Raw genomic sequence first — 23,231 nt, forward strand, 5'->3', positions numbered from 1 at the left:
CCTATATTTAATAGGCATGTTTTTAATATAAAGTTCTAGCAAGTGCATTTTTATCTACTTTTTTGTGCGGCAAAAAACTAGATAATTTTATATAAAGTGCATCGGTTGACAAAGTTAAAAATTTTCAGTATATACTGTAATAATTAAAGTTGTATTATAATGGGCTTTATTTATTTTTATTTATTTCATGAAATTTTTCTTTTAAAAGCATCATATAGTCATGATATTTATTTGCAAGAGCCTCGTCTGGTTCTATTACCATATTATTAATTAAAGAATTTCTTATATCATCTAATGAAATCTTTTTTCCTAGTAATAAAACTGCAGATACAGCAGCCCCAAGAGAAGCACCTCCTGAAGGAAGTATTCTTATAGGGCATTTCCAAATATTTGCTATTATTTTTAATATTTCTCTATCTTTTGTAGGGCCTCCAGTAACTGCTAGATCAGTTTTATGTGAGGAAATAAATTGTTCAGAATATAAAGCTACTAGTCCCAAAGAACTTAATACTATACCTTTATAATCATTATCAAATGAAGGAGCTGAATGATATCTTTTTATGGGGAATGCTCTGCTTATAGGTACAGATTCATTTTCTTTCTGCCATATAACTAGAGGCATATTATCAATATTTTTTTCTAAAGATTCTGTTATTTCTTTATAATTTCTGGTGTATAATTTCATGATTTCATCCCATACCATAGCACCATTAGTTCTGCAGAATATCATGAAAGGATTTCCTATTCCGTCATACATAGCATTTGATACGCCTGAATAATCTCTGCTGTTTTCATCAATATTAATCATATAAACAAAACTAGTTCCTAATGATAATATATCGCCTTTGTATAAAACTTTTGTTTGAGGATTATCTCCGCTTCCTATACCGACTATGCATTCGCTGTCAAATCCGTATTTTTCTATAAAATATTCGCATATATATCCGGCAAAACTTGAAGGATCATTTATATTTCCTAATTTTTCTTTTAAATCATTTAATATAGTATTTAATAAAGTATCATTCCATTCTCTTTTTGTATAATCCATTAAACTCATTCCGGAAGCATTTCCAAAATCTACTGGTATATTATCTTTTGCTGTTAATATTGATGCTATAAATGTATTTAATAAAAATATTTTGTATGTATTTTTTGATAAGTCTTGATTATTATCAAAATAATATTTTATTATTGCACCTGTAAATCTAAGAGGAGAATTTGAAGCGGTTATTTTGATCATATTATCTTTTCCGCCTACAGCATTTCTCAATTCTTCAGCTTCTTTTTGAGTGCATGAAGTTCTCCATATAGGAGCATAATCATAAGAATATGAATCATTTAATATTTCAGCTAAACTATTATTTATTGATGATTTGTCTCTTAATTTTTCTATATTTGATTTATATTTTTCTGAAAGATAAACATGACTATGCTGCTGTGCCGATATTTGTATTGCTTTTATATCTTTTATATTGAATTTTTGTTTAAGCTGTAACATAGCTTTGTCTAGGGCAATTAAAAAAATATTTATATCCTGTTCAGCTTTTCCTTTTATATTTGAATCTATAATCAATGTATTTTTGTTCATTTTTGAATATTTTATTTCTTCTAATGAATTGAACGCTATAGAAATATTTAATTCATTTTTATAATTCTCACAGTTTATAATGCTTAAAGTTATACTTTGTGTGCTTAAATCTATTCCTAATGTATACATTTTATTATCCTTAAAATATTTGTTAAATTATTTTGTTAAAAACTATATATTAAAGATATAAAAAATATATATGAAAAATTATTTTTTAAAAATATTTTTTAAAAATTTACTTTATGTATTTTTGTTATTTATTAGAAAGTATATATTGTTTAAAAAGATTTTTTATATAATTTTGAACTGATATTTTATTATTTACAGCAAATATCATTTTTTAGCATGTTCAAGCATTTCTTCGGCATGTTTTATGCTTGCTTCTGTGATTTCTTTTCCTGTTATCATTCTTGCTATTTCATTAACTCTCATACTGTCATCAAGCTCTTCAATAGTTGATGTAACAATATCATCGCCTTCATTCTTTGTAACTTTAAAATGATTATTAGCATATATAGCAATTTGAGCCAAGTGAGTAACGCTAAGCACCTGTTTTCTTTTTGATAATGCAGCTATTTTTTCGCCTATAACTTCAGCTATTCTTCCGCCAACTCCAACATCTATTTCATCAAATACGCATGTTTCACAGTAATCTCCTAAAGAAAGAACATTCTTTAATGAAAGCATTATTCTGGATATTTCACCGCCTGATGCAATCTTTCTAAGAGGCTGGAACATACTTTGCTTATTTGGTGCTATTATGAATTCTATATTATCAATGCCTGTAGAATTAGCTTTTAAATTAGATCCGTCTATATTAAGTATGCCGTCATCATCTTCATCTAAAGTTATTTCAACATCAAATTTAGTAGATGACATACCTAAATCATTCATCTCACTTTCTATTGCTTTAATAAAATCATCTTTTCTGTTATGTCTTATATCAGATATTTCTTTTGCAAGTATAGAAGTTTTTTCTCTCAATTCTTCTATTTCTTTTTTTAAGTTTTCAATATCTTCTTCAGAGAAATTAAGGGAGTCTAATTTTTCTTTGGCTTCTTTAGCATAGGATATTATTTCTTTTATATTAGAGCCGTATTTCTTTTTTAAATTATTAATGAAGAAAAGTCTTTCATTAAGAGATTGAAGCTCTTCAGGATCGAATTTTGTTTTTGATCTTATTTCGGTTAAAACAGTTTTTATGTCTTCAAGATTTAATGTTATACCTTCTATTTGTGATGCAATATCTGAAAGTCTGCTGTCATATTTAGATATGCTTTGCAATGCAGAAATACTTCTGTTTAATTTTGTATATGCTCCGGACTCGCTTCCGAATATATCTTTATTAATAGAAGAAAGTGATGAGGCTATGCTTTCTGCATTTGACATCATAGTAATATCATTTTTTATATCTTCATCTTCATTAGGCTTTAATTTAGCTTTTTCTATTTCATCAATTGCGTATTCTAAAAAAGATTTTTCTTTTAATATATTATTTTTATTTTGTGATATTTCATTGTATTGTCTTATTAATTTTGTAAGTTTATTATAATGATTTTTATAATTTTCTAATTTGTCATCAATATTTAAATAACTATCATAAAAGTTTAAATGATTTGCAGGATTGAAAAGAGATTGATGTTCATGCTGTCCATGTATATCTACAATTAAATCACCAAGTTCTTTTAATTCAGCTACTTTAACGCCTACATTATTTATGAATGATTTGCTTTTTCCGTCTTTTGTGATTTCTCTTTTTATATTAAGTTCATCATTATTAATTTCTATATTCCATTCTTTTAATTTATTTTTTACGATATCTGCAGATGACTGAAGAGAAAAATTTCCTGAAACAATTAATCTGTCTCCGTTAGCTCCAACCATTCTAGTAGAGCCTTTTTCACCTGTAATGAGTTCTAATGCACTGATTATAATACTTTTACCGGCACCAGTTTCACCTGTAAGCACATTAAAACCGCTGCTGAAATTTATTTTTAATTTATCTATTAATACAAAATTTCTAATTTCGAGATATTTAAGCATTATCTACCCCAATTAAGTTTATTCCTAAGTATATCATAAAATAGTCTTTTTGCACTTTGAAATATATAACAATTTTTATTGCTGATTTTTGCTATTATCTTATCATCGTTTTTAAATTGGCATATATCATATCCGTCTATTGTTATCATAGCCTTTAATGATTTTTCTGTCAATTTTAATTCTATATTATCGCATTTAGGAATAACAAGCGGTCTGAAAGTCAATGAATGGGGTGCTATAGGTACAAAAGATATTGCATCAATGGTAGGTGCAAGTATAGGACCTCCGGCACTTAAAGCATAAGCTGTTGAACCTGTTGGAGTTGCTATTACAACACCATCACCAACTATTGAAGATATTAATTTACCTGATATTGTAATATCTATATATATAGCTCTGCCATCACATTTGCTTAAAACTAATTCATTTACAGCCAGATATTCTTTATATGTATTCTTTTCTTTTGAATAGACATTTACAGACAATAATGTTCTAGGCTCTATTTCATATAATGTTTTTTTATCTTCAAAATATTCTTCTAATATTAGATATGCTTCTTCAGGCGGTATTTCGGAAATAAACCCTAATGTACCATTATATATAGGAAGAACTGATATATCGTATTTTATAGCTATTTTCAAAGCGGAAAGCAATGTTCCGTCTCCGCCTATTGATATTAACATTGACACATTTTTTAATTCTTTTGCGGCCTTTTTTATATTATTGTGAGATGATATATCATAATCTATGATTATAGCTTCTATATTATATTTTTTTATTATATTATTTATTTTTTTTAAAATTCCATCAGTATCAGTTCTAAGAACATTAACTATGATTCCTATTTCTTGTTTTTTCCTACTATTCATAATTATAATATTCATTAAATAAAAATAAAAAAATGTTTATTAATTATATCAAACAGTTATTAATATATCAAGTTGTATATTGATAATTTTTTATTTTTATAATAAACTATATATTATGATATTATTTAGTTTAATTTATTTTTTATTAAGTTTCATTTTTACACTATTATGCATAATTGTTGCATTTTCAGTTTATCCTTTTATAAGATTATTTTCTAAAAGAAAAGCTTCACAATATGTTCATACTATGGCTAAATTTTGGGGCAGGGGACTTATGAAAATGGCATTTATTTCCTTTAATATAGAAGGAAAAGAAAATTATGACCCTAATAAAACCTATTTACTTACACCTAATCATCAAAGTGCATTCGATATATTTGCATGTTTCAGCGTGTTTAAAAAATCATTTGCATTTGTTTCAAAGGATACTTATGGAAAAGTGCCTTTAATTGGTTTTGGTATGTCATTATCCAATTATATATTTGTAAAAAGAGGTACTGTAGGAGCTGTAAAATCTATAGATGATATGGAAAATAGATTAAGAAATAATATAAGCATAGTTATTTATCCTGAAGGAACAAGAAGTGCTACGGGAGAAATAAAGAAGCCCAAAAGGGGAATATTAAAAATAGCAGAAAGATGTTCAGATATACCGGTTTTGCCAGTTGTTATATATGGTACTAAAGATATTATGAAAGCCAGAACTATTAAAATTTCACCATTTAAAAAGATAACAGTTAGATTTTTAGAACCTTTCTATTTCAAAGATATAAATGGTGATGATAATGCTAAATTAGATTATTGGTACGATATTATGACTAAAAATTATAATGAATTAAATGATAAATTAATTAAAAAGTGAGCCGTGTTATAAAATAATATAACAGCGGCTTAGGAGTTTTATGTATTTATAATAAAAAAACAACAATATTTTATATAGTATTATTGTATTAAGTAATATATATCAAATTATCATTTATGTCAATATATACATCAATATTTATATTTTATTATTTTCTAAAATGTATGCAATTATATAAGAAATATTTTATTAATAATCAAATTATTTTAATTATTATGTATTAATTACTATATTTGTTATTAGAGAGTAATTTATATATTACATATATAATGAAAAAATGTACATTAATTTTTATACTGTACTTGAAAAAAATAATCTTCGTATTATAATATATAGCGATATATACATATTATGTGTTTATATTAAACAAAAAAATCACTTAAAAAATTAGGAGTATAAAAGTGAATATTAATAATAACGCTTCTCAGTTAAAAAAAGAGATTTTGGTAAAGATAGCATTAATGTTTATTGAAGATAGACTTATAGAAGATATTGACAGATTACCTATAGAGATAATACCTAGAGACAGTAAATCTATAAGATGCTGTATACACAACGATAGAGAAATAATAAAAAATAGGATTATGGCAAGACTTGGAATAAGTGTTGAAGGTAAAGAGGATAGCGGAATACCATTGTCTGAATATGCTAAATTGGCATTAGAAAGAGATAAACCAACTTGGCCTATGCTTACAGTATTAGATGAAGCTTGTAATGCATGTGTAAGGGCTAATTTTATGGTAACAAATGCTTGTCAGGCTTGTTTGGCTAGACCTTGTATGATGAATTGTCCTAAAGATGCCATAACAATATTAGATGAAAAAAGAGCACATATAGATAGTTCTAAATGTATAAACTGCGGATTATGTTTAAAAAATTGTCCTTATCATGCTATTATTTATATACCTGTACCTTGTGAAGAATCCTGTCCTGTAGGGGCAATTAACAAAAATGATCAGGGAAAAGAAGTAATAGACTATCATAAATGTATATTCTGCGGTAATTGTATGAGAGAGTGTCCTTTTGGAGCTATGATGGATAAAGGACAGCTTTTAGATGTACTTAAGCATTTAAAGGCTGATGAAAAAGTTAATGTAATGTATGCTCCTGCCATAGCTTCTCAATTTAATGCTAAGCCAGGACAATTAAAGAGTGCTTTACTAAAAATAGGATTCAATAAAGTTTGGGAAGTTGCTTTGGGTGCTGATGTTACCTCTGATAGAGAAGCTGCTGAATTTGAAGAGAGAATGGAGAGAGGTGATAAATTGATGACTACTTCATGCTGTCCTGCTTATGTTAAAGCTGTTAGAAAGCATGTACCTGAATTAATTCCTTGTGTATCTGAAACAAGAACACCTATGCACTATACAGCTGAAATGATGCATGAAGATGATCCTGATGCTATTAATGTATTTATAGGCCCTTGTCTTGCAAAAAGAAGAGAAGGATTAGATGATGATTTAGTAGATTACGGCCTATCTATGGAAGAGCTTGATGCCTTATTTATAGCTACAGGTACTGATGTATCAAAAGAGCCTGATTTAGATATAGAAGCTGTTCCTACTGCTTCCGGAAGAAAATATGCTGTAAGCGGAGGTGTTGCTGAGGCTGTTAAAGTAAGATTAAAACACCCTGAAAAATTGAAAGCAGCTGTTATTAACGGACTTGATAAAGATGGTATGAAGCAGTTAAAAGGTTATGGAAAAGTTCAGTCAGGAGAAACTCCTGTTACAGATGATACTCCTAATCTTGTTGAGGTTATGGCTTGTAACGGCGGTTGTGTAGGAGGTCCTTGCGTAGTGAAAAATCCTAAAGCTGCTGCTGTTCAATTACAAAGATATGCTTCTACTGGTGCTGAAGTAAAGAAAGACTAATAAATATATAAATTATTTAAGTAAAGGTAAAAGTCTTATATTTAGGCTTTTACCTTTTTATATAATTGTAATTATTCTGTTAATAATTTTTCTATATTTTTTAAATTTCTTGCTTTGGCATAGTATAGAGCATCATGTCCATTTTTATCTTTAATTGTTTTGTCAGCACCATGCTCCAATAAAAGCTTAACTATTTCTACATAATTTAAATTATCATTTCCAAGTATAGTAACTTCAAGTAATGCGGTGAAAGATAAATGATTAATATGATTTACATCTATATCAGTATTTTCAAGAAGGAATTTTACTGTACCAAGATGTCCTTTTTCACATGCCGGTATCAATGCATTTCCTCCAAAAATATTTAATACATTTCTAGTATCAGCCTTTTTATATGTGAGTTTTACTATATCAAGCATTCCATTTGCACCTGCATATAGAAAAGGTGAATTTAATTTTTCATCTTGTATATTAACATTAGCATCATTATCAACTAAAAGTTTTACCATTTTTACATCATTTTTATATGCGGCTATCATTAAAGGAGTTCTTTTTCTTTCATCTTGTAAATTTACGTTTATACCCATTTCTATATATTTTTTTACCGATTTAATATCTCCGCTATGTACAGCAGAAAAAAAGTCGTTTCTAGTATCTGCAAATAAAATAGTGCTTATATAGAAAATAAAGACAAATATAAATGATAATTTCATAATAGCTCCTAATATATTTTATTATTTATTATATAACAAATCTTTTTTTGATTAGTTTTATTAATATAGTTTAATTATAGTTTTTGTAACTATATAAAAGTACATTATAAATAGAGTTTTTATTATATTTTTAATAATGATATTTAAAAAATATCCGAATAATTATTAAAGAAATATAATAGTAATTGGGACTTGAAAGTGCATTATATAGGTTTTTTAATAGCTTTTATTTTATATTTTACAGCCAACTTAAATGCTGTTGTTTATGATGTTTTTTCTGATACAAATAATATTTATTATAGTACATTAAATAATTTTACTAATAGTTATATATTATATGATAGTGACTCGGCACTTAACTATTTAACAGGGGATACGGCACTTGATTCCAGTATTTTACAAGGACTTATATATAGTAAAGATATTAAAAGTATAGAAGGTGCCAATGGAGGAGATGCTGTATTTTTTCATAATATTAAATCTTATATAAAACTTGACTATTATACAGGAGACGGTACACATAACTTTGATGATACTATGACAAGTTTTACTTTGGAATTTTATTTGAATCCTTATAAAATAAGAATGAATTCTCAAGTACTATCAAAAACAGCTATATACAATGAAAATGGTGTTACAAAATCTTCAGGTATAAAAGCTAATATTGTTAATGGAAGATTAGTTTGGCAGTTTAATAATTTATTCTCTTATAATGGTGTATATACGAATGTTATGCTATCTCAAGGAGAATATTTAAAAGAGAATGAATGGAGACATCATAGTGTAAGTTTCAATGCTGCTACAGGAAAATTAGTAAAATATATAGACGGACTTGAAGAGCAGGTAGTATATTTAACTAGTACAGGAGATGAAACAGGTTCTCCTTATACTATAGAATTTGATAATATAAAATTAGATCCTTTATATTTAGGAAATGGTTTTATAGGCGGATTAGATGCTTTTTATTTTACACCTCGTTATAAGCAGACTTTTAATCTATATCCTTATACAGCAGATGGAGAAATAATAAGTAAAGTTATAGATTTTGAGAATCAGAATACATTTATTGACTCTATAAATTATCTTGGAAATGGTACAAATGGAAGTTATATAGATTTATATTATAGAACTTCAGATTATTACTTTGCCCCTGGGGATGTTAATATAGCTTGGGAACCTTTAAAGAATCATACAAATATGATGACAAATACAATGACTAGATATATTCAGGTTAGGGCTGTGTTAAAGAGTAATGTTGATAGAAATGTTACACCGATTTTGAATAATGTTTCTATAAATTATCATAACCCTGAAAAGCCTTTAGTGCCATCTAATTTAACAGTTACCCCAATAAATGGAACTTCTGTTATGTTAAAATGGAATGGTTCTCATGAGAATATATCAGGGTATAAAATTTATTATGGAACTAAATCAGGAGTATATAATGAAGCACAATATACACCTATAGTAATAGAAAATGTACAGGAATATACAGTAGAAGGACTTGAAGAAGGAAGGGTTTATTACTTTACCGTTACAGCTATAGGCGGAGAGGGCGGAAATATAGAAAGCGGTTTTTCTGAAGAAGTTTATGTAAGACCAATTCAATAAAAAAGGAGTATGAACGTGTCTACTAATACTAAAGCAATGAAATTAAGTAATCTTGCCGAAGAATTATTAAAGAAAGGAGTAAATGAAGAGGCTATAGAAGCCTTGAAAAGAAGTATGCGATTAAGTACTTCTGAAGATATGAAAGCATATTTACAAGTTGCGGTTTCTTTGTTTGAAAACGGCGATTATGAACATGCTAAAATATTTTTAAATACTTTTTTAGAATATTGGATGGCAGCAGAAGCATATTTTATTTTAGGTGCTATTGCTAAAAAAGAATATAGACTTGAAGAGGCTTTTGAACTTTATAGAAAAGGTATTACTTTATACACTTCGTCAAATCTTAATCCTTATTATGAATTTTTATCTTTATGTACTCTTCTTAAAGAAGAAGATAAAGGACTAGAAACTGCTAAGAATGTACTTAAAATTAATTCTAAGGATAGGGTTGCTTTAGTTTATATGGCTAATTACTTCTTTAGAAATAAACTTTATAAAGAAGCTATGAATTTTTATAAAATATTAGTAGATAATAAATTGGCTGATCATAATGATTATCATTATTATGGTGTTTGTCTGCATGAAATTAAAGATTATAAAAAAGCAGAAAATATGTATTTGCAAGCTTTAGCTATGTATCCGGCTGACACTCCTGAAGTTTTAGCTCTCAAAAATCTTAGAAGTAAAACTTTAAAAGATAATTATCCTAATTTAAAAGAAAGCAAAGAAAAATATACAAATAAAATAAAAGAAAATCCTGAATCTAGTGACTATTTCCATTTGGGTAATATTGAATTTATAGATGGAAATTATGAAAAAGCTGCTGAATTCTATTCTAAAGCTAAAGAAGTTTATGAAGAGCAGGTAGTTATTTTATAAAATAAGTTAAAATAGTGTTATAGTTTTGATATCGCTTCTCTTAGATATAATTTTATTTTTTCTGAAATGATAATCTAATTTTAGATTTAAATAATATAAAAAGTATTTAATCTATTTTATCAAATACTTTTTATTTGAGTTTATAATAATTCAATTTTCTAAAATAACAAATATATGAAATAAAATTACTTGACAAAATATTGTTTTATTTTATATTTCGATTTGATAAGAATTTTTTATTAATAATTTTAAAATAAAAATTGTGAGCCTCTGGCAAGTTTACTTGACAGAGGCTTATAGCGAACAATTTTTATTATAATAAAGGAAAGCATATGTCATATTTTGAAGAAGGTTTGCAATTATTTAGAGAAACTCAGTTTGAAAAAGCATCAGAATTATTTCTTAAGGCTTTAGAAGAAGATGCTAATAATTCTGAAATATATAATTATTTGGGTATTTCTAAACAAGCATTAGGTTTATTTGAAGAAGCTATTAATTATTATAATAAAGGTATAGAAATAGATGAAAATTATGCAGAACTTTATTATAATAGAGCAAATTGTGAATCTAATTTGGGACTTTATGAAGCAGCTGTAAAAGATTATGATAAAGTTATAGAGTTAGTGCCTACTCATTCAAAGGCTTATGATGATAGAGGATATGCTAAGGGTAATTTGGGTTATTATGAAGAGGCTATAAAAGATATTGATAAAGCTATTGTTTTGGATAGTAATAATATAGATGCTTATATAGATAGGGCATTCATAAAGTTAATGTCAAAAAAATATATTGAAGCTATAGAAGATTATAAAAAAGTACTGGAATTAGATGATACAGAAGTATATGCCTATAATGGTATAGGTGACGCTAAAAGAAGTATGGGACTATATGAAGAAGCTATTAGTTATTATAATAAAGTTATAGAGCTTTCTAATGGCAATAGTTCTTATGCTTATAATAATAGGGGAGCATGCAAAATAGGATTGGGCTTGTATAATGAAGCTATAATAGATATCAATAAAGCATTAGAAATATATGATGAATATACTGATGCCTATAATAATAGAGGAACAGCTGAATATAATTTAGAGCTTTATAAAGAAGCTATTAAAGATTTTGATAAAGCTATAGAGTTATCGCCTCAATATTTTTATGCCTATAATAATAGAGGAAATGCCAAAAGTGCATTAGGATTATATGAAGATGCTGTAGAAGATTTTAATAAAGCAATAAGTATAGAGCCTCAATATATTGATGCATATTATAATAGAGCAATTGCCAAAAATAATATGGGGCTTCATAATGAGGCTGTAAAAGATTATGATATGGTAATAGAATTGGATAATAATCATATAAATGCCTATTATAATAGAGGGCTTTCATATTATAATTTATCAGATTATGAAGAGGCCATTAAAAATTATGATAGAGTTATAGAGTTAAATTCTAAATTGCCTGATGCATATAATAATAGAGGATTTGCAAAATATAGTATGGGATTATATGAAGAAGCTATTAAAGATTATGATAAAGCTATAGAGATAGATACAAACTATGAAAAAGCAAAGCAGAATAAAGAAGAAGCTTTGAAAAAATTATCAAATTAATATAAATGAGTAATAAAATTTTTTGATTATTTATAATAAAAAAGGTTAGTATTATAAAAATACTAACCTTCATTAATCTACTCAAATTTACTTATTTTTTTAGTTTTCTTCCTTCCTTATCAGTAAATTTGTCCAGTATGATCATTACAATGTCAATAATGTACCATATACCAAATCCGCCGAATGTAATAAGATACAATATGCCTGTTCCTATTTTTCCTACATAGAATCTATGTACTGGTAAAAATATTGCTAAAATTAATGTAACAACCCAGCTCTTGTCTGAAATTTCCATAAATTGCTCCTTGATTTTTTTACTATACCATAGTATACTATATTTGTAAAAAAATCAATATAAAATAATACTGCTCAATAAAAAATATTATTCTCATTATTTTTTTCATTGTTCCGATAATTTAAAAATAGATTTATTTTACAAAGATATTACAATTTTAGTTTTTATTAATATATATTATTGTAAGGAGAGGTGTTTATATGGCAACAAGTGAAGCTTTTCTTGATGAAGTATATAAAAATGCAGTAGAAGCAGAGGTAAATAAAAGAAGCACCACGCTTTCTAATTTGGCAGATAATGCTAGAGATTATCAAAGACAAATATCTGCTTATGAAGATTTAAAAGCCAGATTGGATACACTTGCCGCAGCATCAAAAGAACTTTACGGCTTTCGTTCTCCTTTTAGAAATTATATAGGTACAGGAGAAGGTATACCAGATTACTTCACTGTTACAGCCAATAGATTAGCTAATACTACCACTTATAATATAGCCATTAAAGATATAGCAGCGAGCCAGAAATTTTCATCAAAGGCTTTCAATATGACTGATACTCTGCCTGCAGGAAAGATAGTTCTTAAGATAGGAGAGGAAGAAACCACTATTGATTTTGCCGGCGGAAGTTTGGTAAATTTGCAAAAAGCTATAGATAAGGCTTTCGGTAAGAAAATAAAAACTACAATAACCCAAAAATCAAGAAATTTACAAGTACTTACTATGGACTTAGTAAAAACAGGTTCTAAAAATATAGTTGAAGTTGTAAGCGATGAATCAGGTATATTGAAAGAACTTAATATGTTTACTAGACGCCCTTACAGACATTTAGGACATATATTTAATGAACAGCTTTTGAGTAAATGGGAAGATGAATCTGATAATTTAACTACTAATTATATGGTAAAAAATGACTTTATAGTACTTAAAGGGGAGAATAAATTATCACTTCCATTGCATAGAGAGGCTGAGGTTAATGAAAATATTACTTTATCTATAACAGCGAGAGCTTCAGATTCATTAGATGATGCAATAGAAGCTCCTATTATGCCTCCTACAGTAGATTTGTCTATTCCAGATACAGGATTAACTTTTAATAAAATAGACAGCGTAATATATAAAGATGTTGAATTATACGGAGAAGGTTTATCACCTGCTGATAGTTCAAGAACTTTTGAAGATATAAAGAAATATAAAGATGCTTTAGAAGCTGAAAGGAAGGCAAAAGAAGGAGTTGAAGCAGAAGCTCCTGAACCAGTAGATGATACAGGATTTAATTCAGAGATTATAGGTGTAAAATATATCAATAAAGCAGGAGATGAAGTAGAAAAATTCTTTGCTTTACCTACTATAAGTGCATCATGGCAAAGGCTCAATATTCCTATAGGCGGACAATTTGAACCTGGTGATGTTATAACAGAGGTTATTCTTATAAATAAAAATGCTGGTTATAATGTATTTTATAAGGATTTATTAGTAGAGGATATGGGTAAGGAGGAAGATGCTCCTAATTATTTGATTTCAGAGGCAACAGATGCTAGAGCTTCTATAGATGGAGTTGATGTATTAAGCGAAAGCAATGAATTTAATGATGTAGTCAATGGACTTAATATCACAGCCAAAAAAGTTACTCCTGAAGCATTTGCTACTACCATTGAAGTGGATAAAGAGGGCGTAGTTAATGCTATAGCAAATTTCATAAGGGCTTATAATGAAGTTATAGACCTTCTCAATGATACTATGCAAAGACCTTTAGCCAGAGATATAAGAGACGGACTTGAAGCTATGAATAGAACCGACTTGAATGATTTGGCTACTACTTTGGGAGTAGAGTTCAATATGGATATGTCAGATGATGCTCTTAGAAAGAAGCTTTATTATGTAGGAGTATTCAGCGGAAATACGCTTGTAAGCACTTTATCTCAAAGAGTTAGAATGATAGTTGCCGATGCTTATGAAACAGAGTACGGCGAGGAATTGGCACTTCTTGATCAGATAGGAATAAACAGAGGAAATGCCGGAGAGGATTGGGCTAAAGTAAAAAAAGGTTTCTTACAGGTTGATGAAGAGAAATTCATGAATAAAATAGAAACTCAGATGGACGGTATAGAAGAGTTATTCTCTAATGATACTACAGGCGATGATATACCTGATACAGGAGTTGCTTATGTTATGAGCGATTTTGTAACTCCTTATTCTCAGACAAGAGGTATTGTTGAAAATAGTATTGCTATGACAAAAAGCCGTTTAGATGATAATAAGAGAAGAATGGACGATGAAAAAGATCGTATAGAAGAATACAGACAGCAGAGACTTGCTTCATATTATCAAATGCAGGCAGAATTGCAGCAGGCTGAAAGAGAAAGAAAAAGACTTGAGTCTTCACTTAATCAGAATAACGGCGGTAATTAATCAATTAATTATTGCTTAAATATTATGCTATTGTGTATTTGATATGCAATAGCATTTTTTTAATTAAATTAAGTATATTTTTATTATGAAAAGAATCGGACTTGTATTAGGAGGCGGCGGAGGAAGAGGTGCTTATCATATAGGCGTATGGAAATATTTAAAAGAATCTGGTATATATGATAAAGTTACTGCCATTTCCGGAACTTCTGTAGGTGCTTTGAATGCCTGCCTTATGGCTATGAATGATTATGAAATGGCTGAGAAAGTTTGGACAAAAGAAATAGAAACAAAAATTTTAATGTCTAAAAAGATTAAGGACTATTTCAAAATTGATAAATCTTCCATATTTGGTATATTTTCAAGAGAAGGACTTCTTGAAATTATAGATAAATATATTGATCTTAATCTTTTGTCAAATTATCATTTTAATTTATATGCTTCCTGTACGGAGTATAATGCTCCTTTTTTTATAAAATCAAAATATTTCAAATTAAACGGCAATTCTAATGAAAGAATAAAAAAAATGCTTTTAGCTACTTCGGCACTTATAGTTGTATTTCCGATAGAAAAGATAGATAATAAATTATATTTAGATGGCTATTATACAGATGATTGTCCTATAGAGCCTCTTTATCTTTATGAAGATTGCACTGATATAATAGTTATTCATTTGGATTATAAAAAGCCTGTTAAAAAGAAAGATAATATTAATATTCATGAAATGTATCCTTCCAAAGATCTAGGAAATTTCTTTTATGGGGTATTGGACTTTTCTCCTAAAGGTGCTGAAAGAAGAATAGAACAGGGCTATAATGACGCTAAAAATTATTTCAAAGATTTGAATATATTCTAATAAAAGATACAAAAAACAACTATAAATATATATAATGTTAACATAATCTAGTTATCATAATATATAAAAAACTATTTCTTTTTACATATTATCAAAAATCATGTTTTTTTATACAATATATGATATTGACTTTTTTAATAATTCTATTATTATAAAAGCCGTCAAAAATAATGTGTATAAATATAGTAAGGTTATGGGAATGAATACTAGGGGTAAGTCTAAAAAGAAAATTAAGGAAAATGATAATCCTTTTTTAAATTTAAATGCCAATGCTAAAGAGAATGATGAATTAGCAAAGGCATCTATTAAGACTATAGCAAACAGCGTTATCATCACAGAAAGCGATAATAAAAGAATAGACAGAAGTAATAAAGAAGAGTCATCAGAAATAATAGACCCTTCAAGAAAAGAATGGCTATATTATACTAGATCTCCTTTAATGGATAATTATAGGGATAATCTTTATAGGGAGTATTATAGTTTATCAGTATTGTTATCTTTAAGAGGCGACAACAACAATGAAAGAACTTTAGGGCTTTCTTTAAAATTAATAGATTTAGAAAACAAAAAAGAGTATAGAGTAGGTGAGCTTGAAAGTTTCTTATTTTCATGTGTTATTGGAGAGAAACAGAATATAGAAGATGATGAAAGAGTAATAGAGCTTGAAGATTTCAGCAAGGCGGAAGCTAAATTAATAAGATTTTTGAATAATTTATATGCAGAAGCCAAGCAGATACAAGAAAACGGTAAATTATGGTTCAAAGATTATAATGCATATCAATGTTTATCGCTTTTAAAAGATGTTCCTAATATAAGATTAGAAAGCAGAGTAATTACATTCAGCGATGAAGTGTTAAATCTACAGCTAGAAAGCTATTATAATGAAAATAAGGATTTAGTGCTTAATCTTAGTATTAAAGATGTTGATCTAAATAGAGTTTATACATTCGGAGAAAACTGCGATTTTGTACTATATAAAGATATTTTTTATGAGACTAATCCTTCATACCCTAGAATAAAAAAGAATATTTTTAAAGACAATATAGTAGTAAAAAAAGATTATATAAAAGATTTCTGTTCAAGGGTTCTTCCTAATCTTAAAAAAGATTTTGATAATATAGAACTTCCTGAAGATATAAAAGAGAATGATATATTAGCTTTCCCTGCTCAGGCATTGGTATTTTTGGATTATGATGGAACTAATGTATTTTCTACTATAAAGTTTAAATATGGTTCCTTTACTGTTGATCCTTATTCCGGAAAGTTTACAAGCAGCAATATGTTTGATAATGAGGTTACAGAGATTTACAGAGATACTGAAAAAGAGGAATATTTTTGCAGAACTTTATCAAAATATTTGGAGAAGGTAGGAGATTATACATTTGCTACTTCAGATGATGAGAAGATATTCTATTTATGTTATAAAATACTTCCTGCACTTCAGGATAGGGGTTGGACTTGTTATTATAGTGAATCTTTCAAATCATTAAAATTGAATGTTAAGCCTCTTAAAATGAGAGTTTCTTTAACCAAAGGTATTAACTTCTTTGAGATTAATTTTTCTTTTGAAGGGGTTAAAGAACTTCATGATTTATCAGAAATAGTAAGAGCCGTAAAGGTTGAAAATAAAGAATATATAAGACTTCAGAATGGTTCATTTGTACCTATAGATTTGGAAGTAATCGATTATATAGCCAAGATGTTCAAAGAAAATCCTATAGAACAGAAAGAAGATAACAGATATTTGCTTCCTATGTTCAGTGCCCCTTATTTTGCTGATATGCTTGAGAAACATAGCGGAATAGAATTGGATTTAGATGATAATGCTGTTGATACTATAGCCAATATAAAGCGTGTTGAATATGATGAAACTCCTCCTAAAGATATAGTAGGTGAGTTTAGAAGCTATCAATTAGTTGGTTATAAATGGCTTAGAAAATTGGCTGATATGTCATTAAACGGTATACTTGCCGATGATATGGGACTTGGTAAAAGTTTTCAGACTATAGCTACTATATTAAAAGAAAAAGAAAATGGAAATAAACTCACTTCTTTGGTTGTTGCTCCTACTTCATGCGTTGCTAACTGGGAATGCGAGATTAAGAAATTTGCTCCTTCTCTTGAAGTTATAGTTTTATCAGGTAATTTAAAAACTAGAATGAAGAAGATTAAGGCTGTAAGCAATTATGATGTTGCAGTAATATCATATTCTACATTAAGACGCGATGTAAAAGCATTAAGTGAAAATGAGTTTAACTATCTTATACTTGATGAGGCACAGCATATAAAGAATGCCAATACTCAGAATGCCAAAATGGTAAAGAGTTTAAAATCATTAAAAAGACTTGCTTTAAGCGGTACGCCTATAGAAAACAGTATAAGCGAGATGTGGTCAATGTTTGATTTTCTTATGCCGGGATTTTTGGGCAAGCATAAGGACTTTGTTGAAGATTATGAAGCTCCTATACTTGCAGGTTTGGATAGTTCAAGCGAGGCATTGGATAATTTAAAAACTAGAATAGCACCTTTCATATTAAGAAGATTAAAAACTGATGTACTTACAGATTTGCCTCCAAAACATACAGTTGTAAGCTACTGCGATTTAACTAAAGATCAAAAAGAACTTTATATGTCCATACTTGAAGCGGCTAGAATAGAGATTTTTGAGACAGTTAAACGTAAAGGTTTTGCTCAATCACATATAGAAATATTTTCAGCATTAACAAGATTAAGACAGGTTTGCTGCCATCCAAGACTAATGCATGAAGATTTACGTGGTGAGAGTCATACAAGCGGTAAGTTTAATATGTTTATAGAGATGATTAAAGAAGCTATTTCAGGAGGACATAGCGTACTAGTATTCAGTTCATTTACTAGAATGCTTAATCTTATGCGCAGTGCTTTCAAGAAATTAGGAATAGATTATTTTTATTTGGACGGAGCCACAAAGGACAGAATGGATTTAGTTCATAGATTCAATGCAGGAGAAGCACCTATATTCTTACTTAGCCTTAAAGCAGCAGGTACAGGGCTTACTCTTACTCAGGCGGACACAGTAATGCATTATGATTTATGGTGGAATCCGGCCGTTGAAGATCAGGCCACTGACAGAGCGTACAGAATAGGGCAGAAACGCGTTGTAACTAATTATAAGCTAATCGCAAGAGGAACTATAGAAGAAAAGATACTGGAACTTCAAAACAAAAAACGTTTATTGATTGATACTGTAGTCGGCGATTCTATGGGCGATATTAATAAATTGAGCTGGGACGAAGTGAAGAATCTTATTAATTAATTTATTTTATGCTGTCAGATAAAGATTTTAATAAAATTATTTCTTGGGCTTCGGATTTAGAAATACAAAATTTTCCAAGAAGTAAAAAAGAATTAGAAAATATTCAAGAGCTTGATTTGTATGATTTGCCTTGTAATTTATTTTTAGATGAAATTTCTAAATTAAAATCATTAAAAAGAATTTGGTTTATGTATAATGGTTTTGATGAAATACCGAATTTTATTTATAGTTTGGAAAATCTTGAAGAAATAAATTTATCAGGAAATAATGTTAGTTTTATTGACGATAGAATATCAAATTTGAAAAACTTGAAAATCTTTAATATTTATGAGAATAAAATAAGCAGTATATCAAGAGAAATTATAAATCTTAAAAAATTAGAAGTTCTTAATATAAGCGGAAATAATTTAAATGATATTCAGGAAGAAATTTTTTATTTAGATAATATGAAAAATTTAGATTTAAGTGCAAATAAAATTACTAATATTGATTTAAAAATTTCAAATTTAAAAAATATGGAAGCTCTTGATTTATCTAATAACAATATAGAAATTATACCTAAAGAAATTTCTTATTTAAAAAAACTTAAATATTTAAATATAAGCTATAATAAATATAAAACTTTTCCTGAAGAATTATTTGATTTAACAAATTTGCAAATATTTTTAATAGGTTCTAATAATTTAAAAGAAATATCTGATTCTATTTGCAAATTAAAAAATTTAGAAGAATTACATATTCTTTCAAGTTCTATAAAAAAACTTCCTGAATTAAAAAACTTAAAAAAATTAATTCTTATAGATACTAAAATAAAAAATAAAAATATTTTTGATAATAATTATGATAAATAAATAATTTAATAATTTTTATTATAAAATCTCTAATAAAGTTATTTAATCATATCGATTTTATATTTTATAAATAGAAACTTAAAAATGAATATGTTAAGAATAATTATTTTTAATAAGCAGTATTTGTTTGCCTTTTATTTATGGGATTGTATTATAATATTTTTTAGCTTTTATTATTATAATTCACTGTATAATTAAAGGTACGGTGCCGCACTTACATAGGGCGTTTGATAAGAATAAGCAATACCGTGCGGGTCGCCCATCGCGAAGCGTACCTGCGGTAATAGCTTGTACAAGGTAATTATAATATTAATATATTTCATTTCTATAATTAGTTATATAATATTATAGCTTTTTATATTGTATAATAAAAAGTAATCAGCCGCACCTACAGCGGACTATCCGAAATATTAAGATATACGGTGTGGGAAGGTGGTACAGCTCGTACCGGCGAGTAGTTTTATGAAAATATAATATTTTTTTTATTGATAATTTTAAAACATATTATAGAATAGTTAAAGGTTATAAAATATTAAAAAGGAGTTTATTATGTCTATAATAAAAGAGGATACTATTAAATTATTAAATATTCAGTTGAATAAAGAATTATATTCTGCTAGCCTTTATTTTAATATGGCAGGCTGGTGCGATAAAAAAAGTTTGAAAGGATGCAGCAGCTTTTTATACGGACACTATAAAGAAGAATTAGAGCATTTTGAGAAATTTAGAGATTTCATAAATAAAGTAGGCGGACAGGCTGTTATAAGCGAAATGCAGGCTCCTCAAAGCGATTTTAATTCAGTAGAGCATTTATTTGAAACTATATTAAAACATGAAGAGTATGTAACTTCATGCATAAATGAATTAGTTGGAAAAGCTATGGAGAACAAAGATTATATTACATCTAGGTTCTTAGATTGGTTTATACAAGAACAGCTTGAAGAAGAAGAATTATTCAATGATATTATTGAAAAAATTAAAATGCTTGGCGGCGGTAATTTAGAAGGAAGAAACCTTTATACATTTGATAAGGCTATGAATACTTTAAATACTGAAAAGCATTCAGGCGGACTAGATATAAATGTACAATAATAAAAAATAAATAATAATAAATAAAGAGAGGGTATATGTTTAGTAAATTTCTTAATATTTTCAAAAAAAAAGATGATACAAATTTTATGCCCTCTAATAATGAGCCAATAACGGCTGAAAATTTCTTTAATTATGATAAATCAAATCCTTATGAGATTCGTGCTGTTAATCTTACAAAATATTATGGAAAGAGAAAAATAATAGGTGATATTTCTTATAATGTAAAACAGGGTGAAGTTGTTGGGCTTTTAGGACCTAATGGGGCAGGAAAGACAACTAGTTTCTATATTACTGTAGGATTTGTTACTGCTACTGCTGGAAATGTATATCTTAATGATCTTGATATAACAAAACTTCATATGCATCAAAGAGCTACTTTGGGAATAGGATATTTACCTCAGGAGGCTTCTATATTCCGTAAGATGTCTGTTGAGGATAATCTTCTTAGCATATTAGAATATAATAAATCATTATCTTCAAAGCAAAGAATGGATATAACAGATATGCTTCTTAATGAATTTAATATTAACCATGTAAGAAAACAAAAAGGCTATACTCTTTCCGGCGGTGAGAGAAGAAGATGTGAAATAGCAAGGGCATTGACTGTCAATCCAAAATTTATATTATTAGATGAACCTTTTGCCGGAGTTGACCCTATTGCCGTTATAGATATACAGAATATTATAGCCTCTTTAAAAGAAAAAGGACTAGGAATACTAATTACAGACCATAATGTACGCGAAACTTTAAGAATCACAGACAGAGCATATATAATGGGTAACGGACAAATATTGGTAAAAGGTACACCTGAAGAAATAATTAATAACCCATTAGCACGTAAAGTTTATTTGGGCGAATCTTTCACTATGTAATTATTTTTTTATTAGAATTATTTGGTATTAAAAAAGGAGCTTATTAAAGCTCCTTTTATTATTTATTTTCAATTATAATATGATCAATTAATTATATAATTAACAGCTTCTAAAAATGTATTAAATGAACTTTCTGTCATATAGTATCTGTTATTATCATTAGGGTTTACTATCTCATAATTATTGTCATCAAGTTTATTTAATACTTCATAAGATATATTTCCATTCAAAGCCTGTATATTGATTTTATATAATGAAGCATTTTTGCTTGTGCTGTCATTAGTTATTAATCCGTCAGCATTTAAATTGGCCAAAGTGAATATGCTTGTATAAACATCATTTCCTTTTACAGTGTTATTATTCCAATTTTTTATCCAAGTATTATTAGTGTCATTAGTATTTTTTGATAATATATATGAATTATTATTGTATTCTATAGTGATTTGTGCTATATCATCATTGCGTACTTGAGATATAGTTTTGTTTATAAGATCATTTTCTGTTTTATCGAATATATCTTTAGGATTTGTAGGAGTGTTTCCAAGAAGATATATATTATTGTCGTTATTTATTTTAGAATATACGCTATTTCCAAAAGTTGATTTCATACCGAATTTTATATTTCTTACTTCTTTTGAAGAGCTGTCCAATGCCACAACTGTTAATGCTTCTTCATCTGTTAATTTATATTTTGATATGCTGTTATCATCTCCTCTTGAAACTATTTCTATAGGCTGTATAGTGCTTAATGCATTTGTAATTGAAGTTACTAAATTATCATCAGCATTATATTTATCATTTACAGTCCATTTATTATCATTATATTTTATTTGTATAGTTTCATTTGCCCCTCTTTTTATAGTTATTTCAGATATATTTGAATTTATTTTTTTCAATTCAGGCAATGAATATCCTCTGTTTTTCATAAAAGTTATTGCAATTAATATTATTATCAAAATTACAATTATAGATGATAATGTTATATATTTTTTAGTTATATTATTATTCATATTTTTATTACCTTTTTATAGTTTTTATTAATATATATAACTATTTAATCATAAAAATAGTAAATAGTTATATTATTGATTTCTATTATTCATATTAAGAACATTCAAATAATTTTCTAATATCAAAGTTGCTGCTATTAAATCATTAGCTTTATTTTTTACTTTTTTCTTTTTTCCTCTTAATATAAAGTCAGCCTCTTTTGAAGTGCCGTATTCATCAACAAATACAATATTAACTTTTACACTTTTTAGAAGAAACTCGGAAAATCTTCTTATTTCAGCACACCATTCGCTTTCTTTTCCTTCATCGGATAAAGGCAAACCAAAAACAACAGTATCAATATTTTTTTCTTCTATTATATCCATCAAAGCACGTTTTACTTTTCTAGCATTGCTTTCTTCTATGAGCCTGCATGGAAAAGGAATTTTTATATCCATATCCATAAAAGCAGTGCCTGTTTTTTTTCTTCCGAAGTCAACACCTAATACCATAATTTAATCTTCTTATTTTA

General features: G+C 27.7%; 18 protein-coding genes. 11 read left to right on the forward strand and 7 right to left on the reverse strand.

The window, feature by feature from the left end; translation table 11 throughout:
* Nucleotides 1-166: 166 nt before the first annotated feature.
* The 3 genes from Q0K19_RS00895 to Q0K19_RS00905 all read right to left on the reverse strand — a co-directional run bounded on the left by Q0K19_RS00895 (nt 167) and on the right by Q0K19_RS00905 (nt 4,500).
* The gene (locus Q0K19_RS00895; protein WP_297244768.1) at nt 167-1,717 is read right to left on the reverse strand and encodes an FGGY family carbohydrate kinase; all 1,551 of its coding nucleotides are present in this window, start codon (nt 1,715-1,717) and stop codon (nt 167-169) included.
* Between the two features lie 204 nt (nt 1,718-1,921).
* On the reverse strand, nt 1,922-3,631 hold the full coding sequence (recN, locus tag Q0K19_RS00900; protein ID WP_297244769.1) for a DNA repair protein RecN: 1,710 nt from the start codon (nt 3,629-3,631) through the stop codon (nt 1,922-1,924).
* A complete protein-coding gene (locus Q0K19_RS00905) occupies nt 3,631-4,500 on the reverse strand; it encodes an NAD(+)/NADH kinase (RefSeq protein WP_297244770.1) in 870 nt (289 codons plus the stop codon). Before Q0K19_RS00905 ends, recN begins: the two co-directional genes overlap by 1 nt.
* Nucleotides 4,501-4,615: 115 nt before the next feature.
* Here Q0K19_RS00905 and Q0K19_RS00910 point away from each other — a divergent pair, with 115 nt between their 5' ends.
* Together Q0K19_RS00910 and Q0K19_RS00915 are read left to right on the forward strand one after the other, a co-directional pair.
* A complete protein-coding gene (locus Q0K19_RS00910; RefSeq protein WP_297244771.1) occupies nt 4,616-5,362 on the forward strand; it encodes a 1-acyl-sn-glycerol-3-phosphate acyltransferase in 747 nt (248 codons plus the stop codon).
* Nucleotides 5,363-5,763: 401 nt separating this feature from the next.
* Nucleotides 5,764-7,236, forward strand: coding sequence for a 4Fe-4S dicluster domain-containing protein (locus Q0K19_RS00915; protein ID WP_297244772.1), 1,473 nt, complete (start codon nt 5,764-5,766; stop codon nt 7,234-7,236).
* A 71-nt stretch (nt 7,237-7,307) separates the two neighbouring features.
* Here Q0K19_RS00915 and Q0K19_RS00920 read toward each other — a convergent pair whose 3' ends face one another.
* Nucleotides 7,308-7,949 (reverse strand): ankyrin repeat domain-containing protein, encoded by a 642-nt coding sequence (locus Q0K19_RS00920; RefSeq protein WP_297244773.1) that lies wholly within the window; start codon nt 7,947-7,949, stop codon nt 7,308-7,310.
* Nucleotides 7,950-8,141: 192 nt separating this feature from the next.
* Between Q0K19_RS00920 and Q0K19_RS00925 the strand changes: the two genes are divergently transcribed.
* From Q0K19_RS00925 to Q0K19_RS00935, 3 genes are all read left to right on the forward strand, one after another.
* Entirely contained in the window at nt 8,142-9,560 is a 1,419-nt protein-coding gene (locus tag Q0K19_RS00925) for a fibronectin type III domain-containing protein (protein WP_335814061.1), read from the forward strand.
* Between the two features lie 15 nt (nt 9,561-9,575).
* Nucleotides 9,576-10,439, forward strand: coding sequence for a hypothetical protein (locus Q0K19_RS00930; RefSeq protein ID WP_335814062.1), 864 nt, complete (start codon nt 9,576-9,578; stop codon nt 10,437-10,439).
* A gap of 332 nt (nt 10,440-10,771) precedes the next feature.
* Entirely contained in the window at nt 10,772-12,046 is a 1,275-nt protein-coding gene (locus Q0K19_RS00935; RefSeq protein ID WP_297244776.1) for a tetratricopeptide repeat protein, read from the forward strand.
* Between the two features lie 91 nt (nt 12,047-12,137).
* Here the strand turns inward: Q0K19_RS00935 and Q0K19_RS00940 are convergent, their stop codons facing one another.
* A complete protein-coding gene (locus Q0K19_RS00940; RefSeq protein WP_014487522.1) occupies nt 12,138-12,341 on the reverse strand; it encodes a TM2 domain-containing protein in 204 nt (67 codons plus the stop codon).
* A gap of 200 nt (nt 12,342-12,541) precedes the next feature.
* Between Q0K19_RS00940 and fliD the strand changes: the two genes are divergently transcribed.
* The 6 genes from fliD (at nt 12,542) to lptB (ending at nt 21,709) form a co-directional block, all read left to right on the forward strand.
* A complete protein-coding gene (fliD, locus tag Q0K19_RS00945) occupies nt 12,542-14,746 on the forward strand; it encodes a flagellar filament capping protein FliD (protein ID WP_297244777.1) in 2,205 nt (734 codons plus the stop codon).
* Between the two features lie 85 nt (nt 14,747-14,831).
* Nucleotides 14,832-15,599: a patatin-like phospholipase family protein gene (locus Q0K19_RS00950; protein WP_297244778.1), complete on the forward strand. Its 768-nt coding sequence runs from the start codon at nt 14,832-14,834 to the stop codon at nt 15,597-15,599.
* Between the two features lie 199 nt (nt 15,600-15,798).
* Nucleotides 15,799-18,894: a DEAD/DEAH box helicase gene (locus Q0K19_RS00955; protein ID WP_297244779.1), complete on the forward strand. Its 3,096-nt coding sequence runs from the start codon at nt 15,799-15,801 to the stop codon at nt 18,892-18,894.
* Between the two features lie 8 nt (nt 18,895-18,902).
* Nucleotides 18,903-19,745 (forward strand): leucine-rich repeat domain-containing protein, encoded by an 843-nt coding sequence (locus Q0K19_RS00960; protein WP_297244780.1) that lies wholly within the window; start codon nt 18,903-18,905, stop codon nt 19,743-19,745.
* 549 nt (nt 19,746-20,294) lie between these two features.
* The gene (locus Q0K19_RS00965) at nt 20,295-20,837 is read left to right on the forward strand and encodes a ferritin (RefSeq protein WP_297244781.1); all 543 of its coding nucleotides are present in this window, start codon (nt 20,295-20,297) and stop codon (nt 20,835-20,837) included.
* Between the two features lie 35 nt (nt 20,838-20,872).
* Nucleotides 20,873-21,709 carry an LPS export ABC transporter ATP-binding protein gene (gene lptB / locus Q0K19_RS00970; RefSeq protein WP_297244782.1) on the forward strand — a complete coding sequence of 279 codons (837 nt, stop codon included), beginning with the start codon at nt 20,873-20,875 and terminating at the stop codon, nt 21,707-21,709.
* Between the two features lie 83 nt (nt 21,710-21,792).
* On the opposite strand, the gene Q0K19_RS00975 is transcribed toward lptB, so the two are convergent.
* Together Q0K19_RS00975 and ruvX are read right to left on the reverse strand one after the other, a co-directional pair.
* Nucleotides 21,793-22,719 (reverse strand): DUF4340 domain-containing protein, encoded by a 927-nt coding sequence (locus tag Q0K19_RS00975; protein ID WP_297244783.1) that lies wholly within the window; start codon nt 22,717-22,719, stop codon nt 21,793-21,795.
* A 72-nt stretch (nt 22,720-22,791) separates the two neighbouring features.
* On the reverse strand, nt 22,792-23,211 hold the full coding sequence (ruvX, locus tag Q0K19_RS00980; protein WP_297244784.1) for a Holliday junction resolvase RuvX: 420 nt from the start codon (nt 23,209-23,211) through the stop codon (nt 22,792-22,794).
* Between the last annotated feature and the right edge of the window lie 20 nt (nt 23,212-23,231).

This window comes from uncultured Brachyspira sp., from assembly GCF_944393015.1.
Classification (GTDB): Bacteria; Spirochaetota; Brachyspiria; order Brachyspirales; family Brachyspiraceae; genus Brachyspira.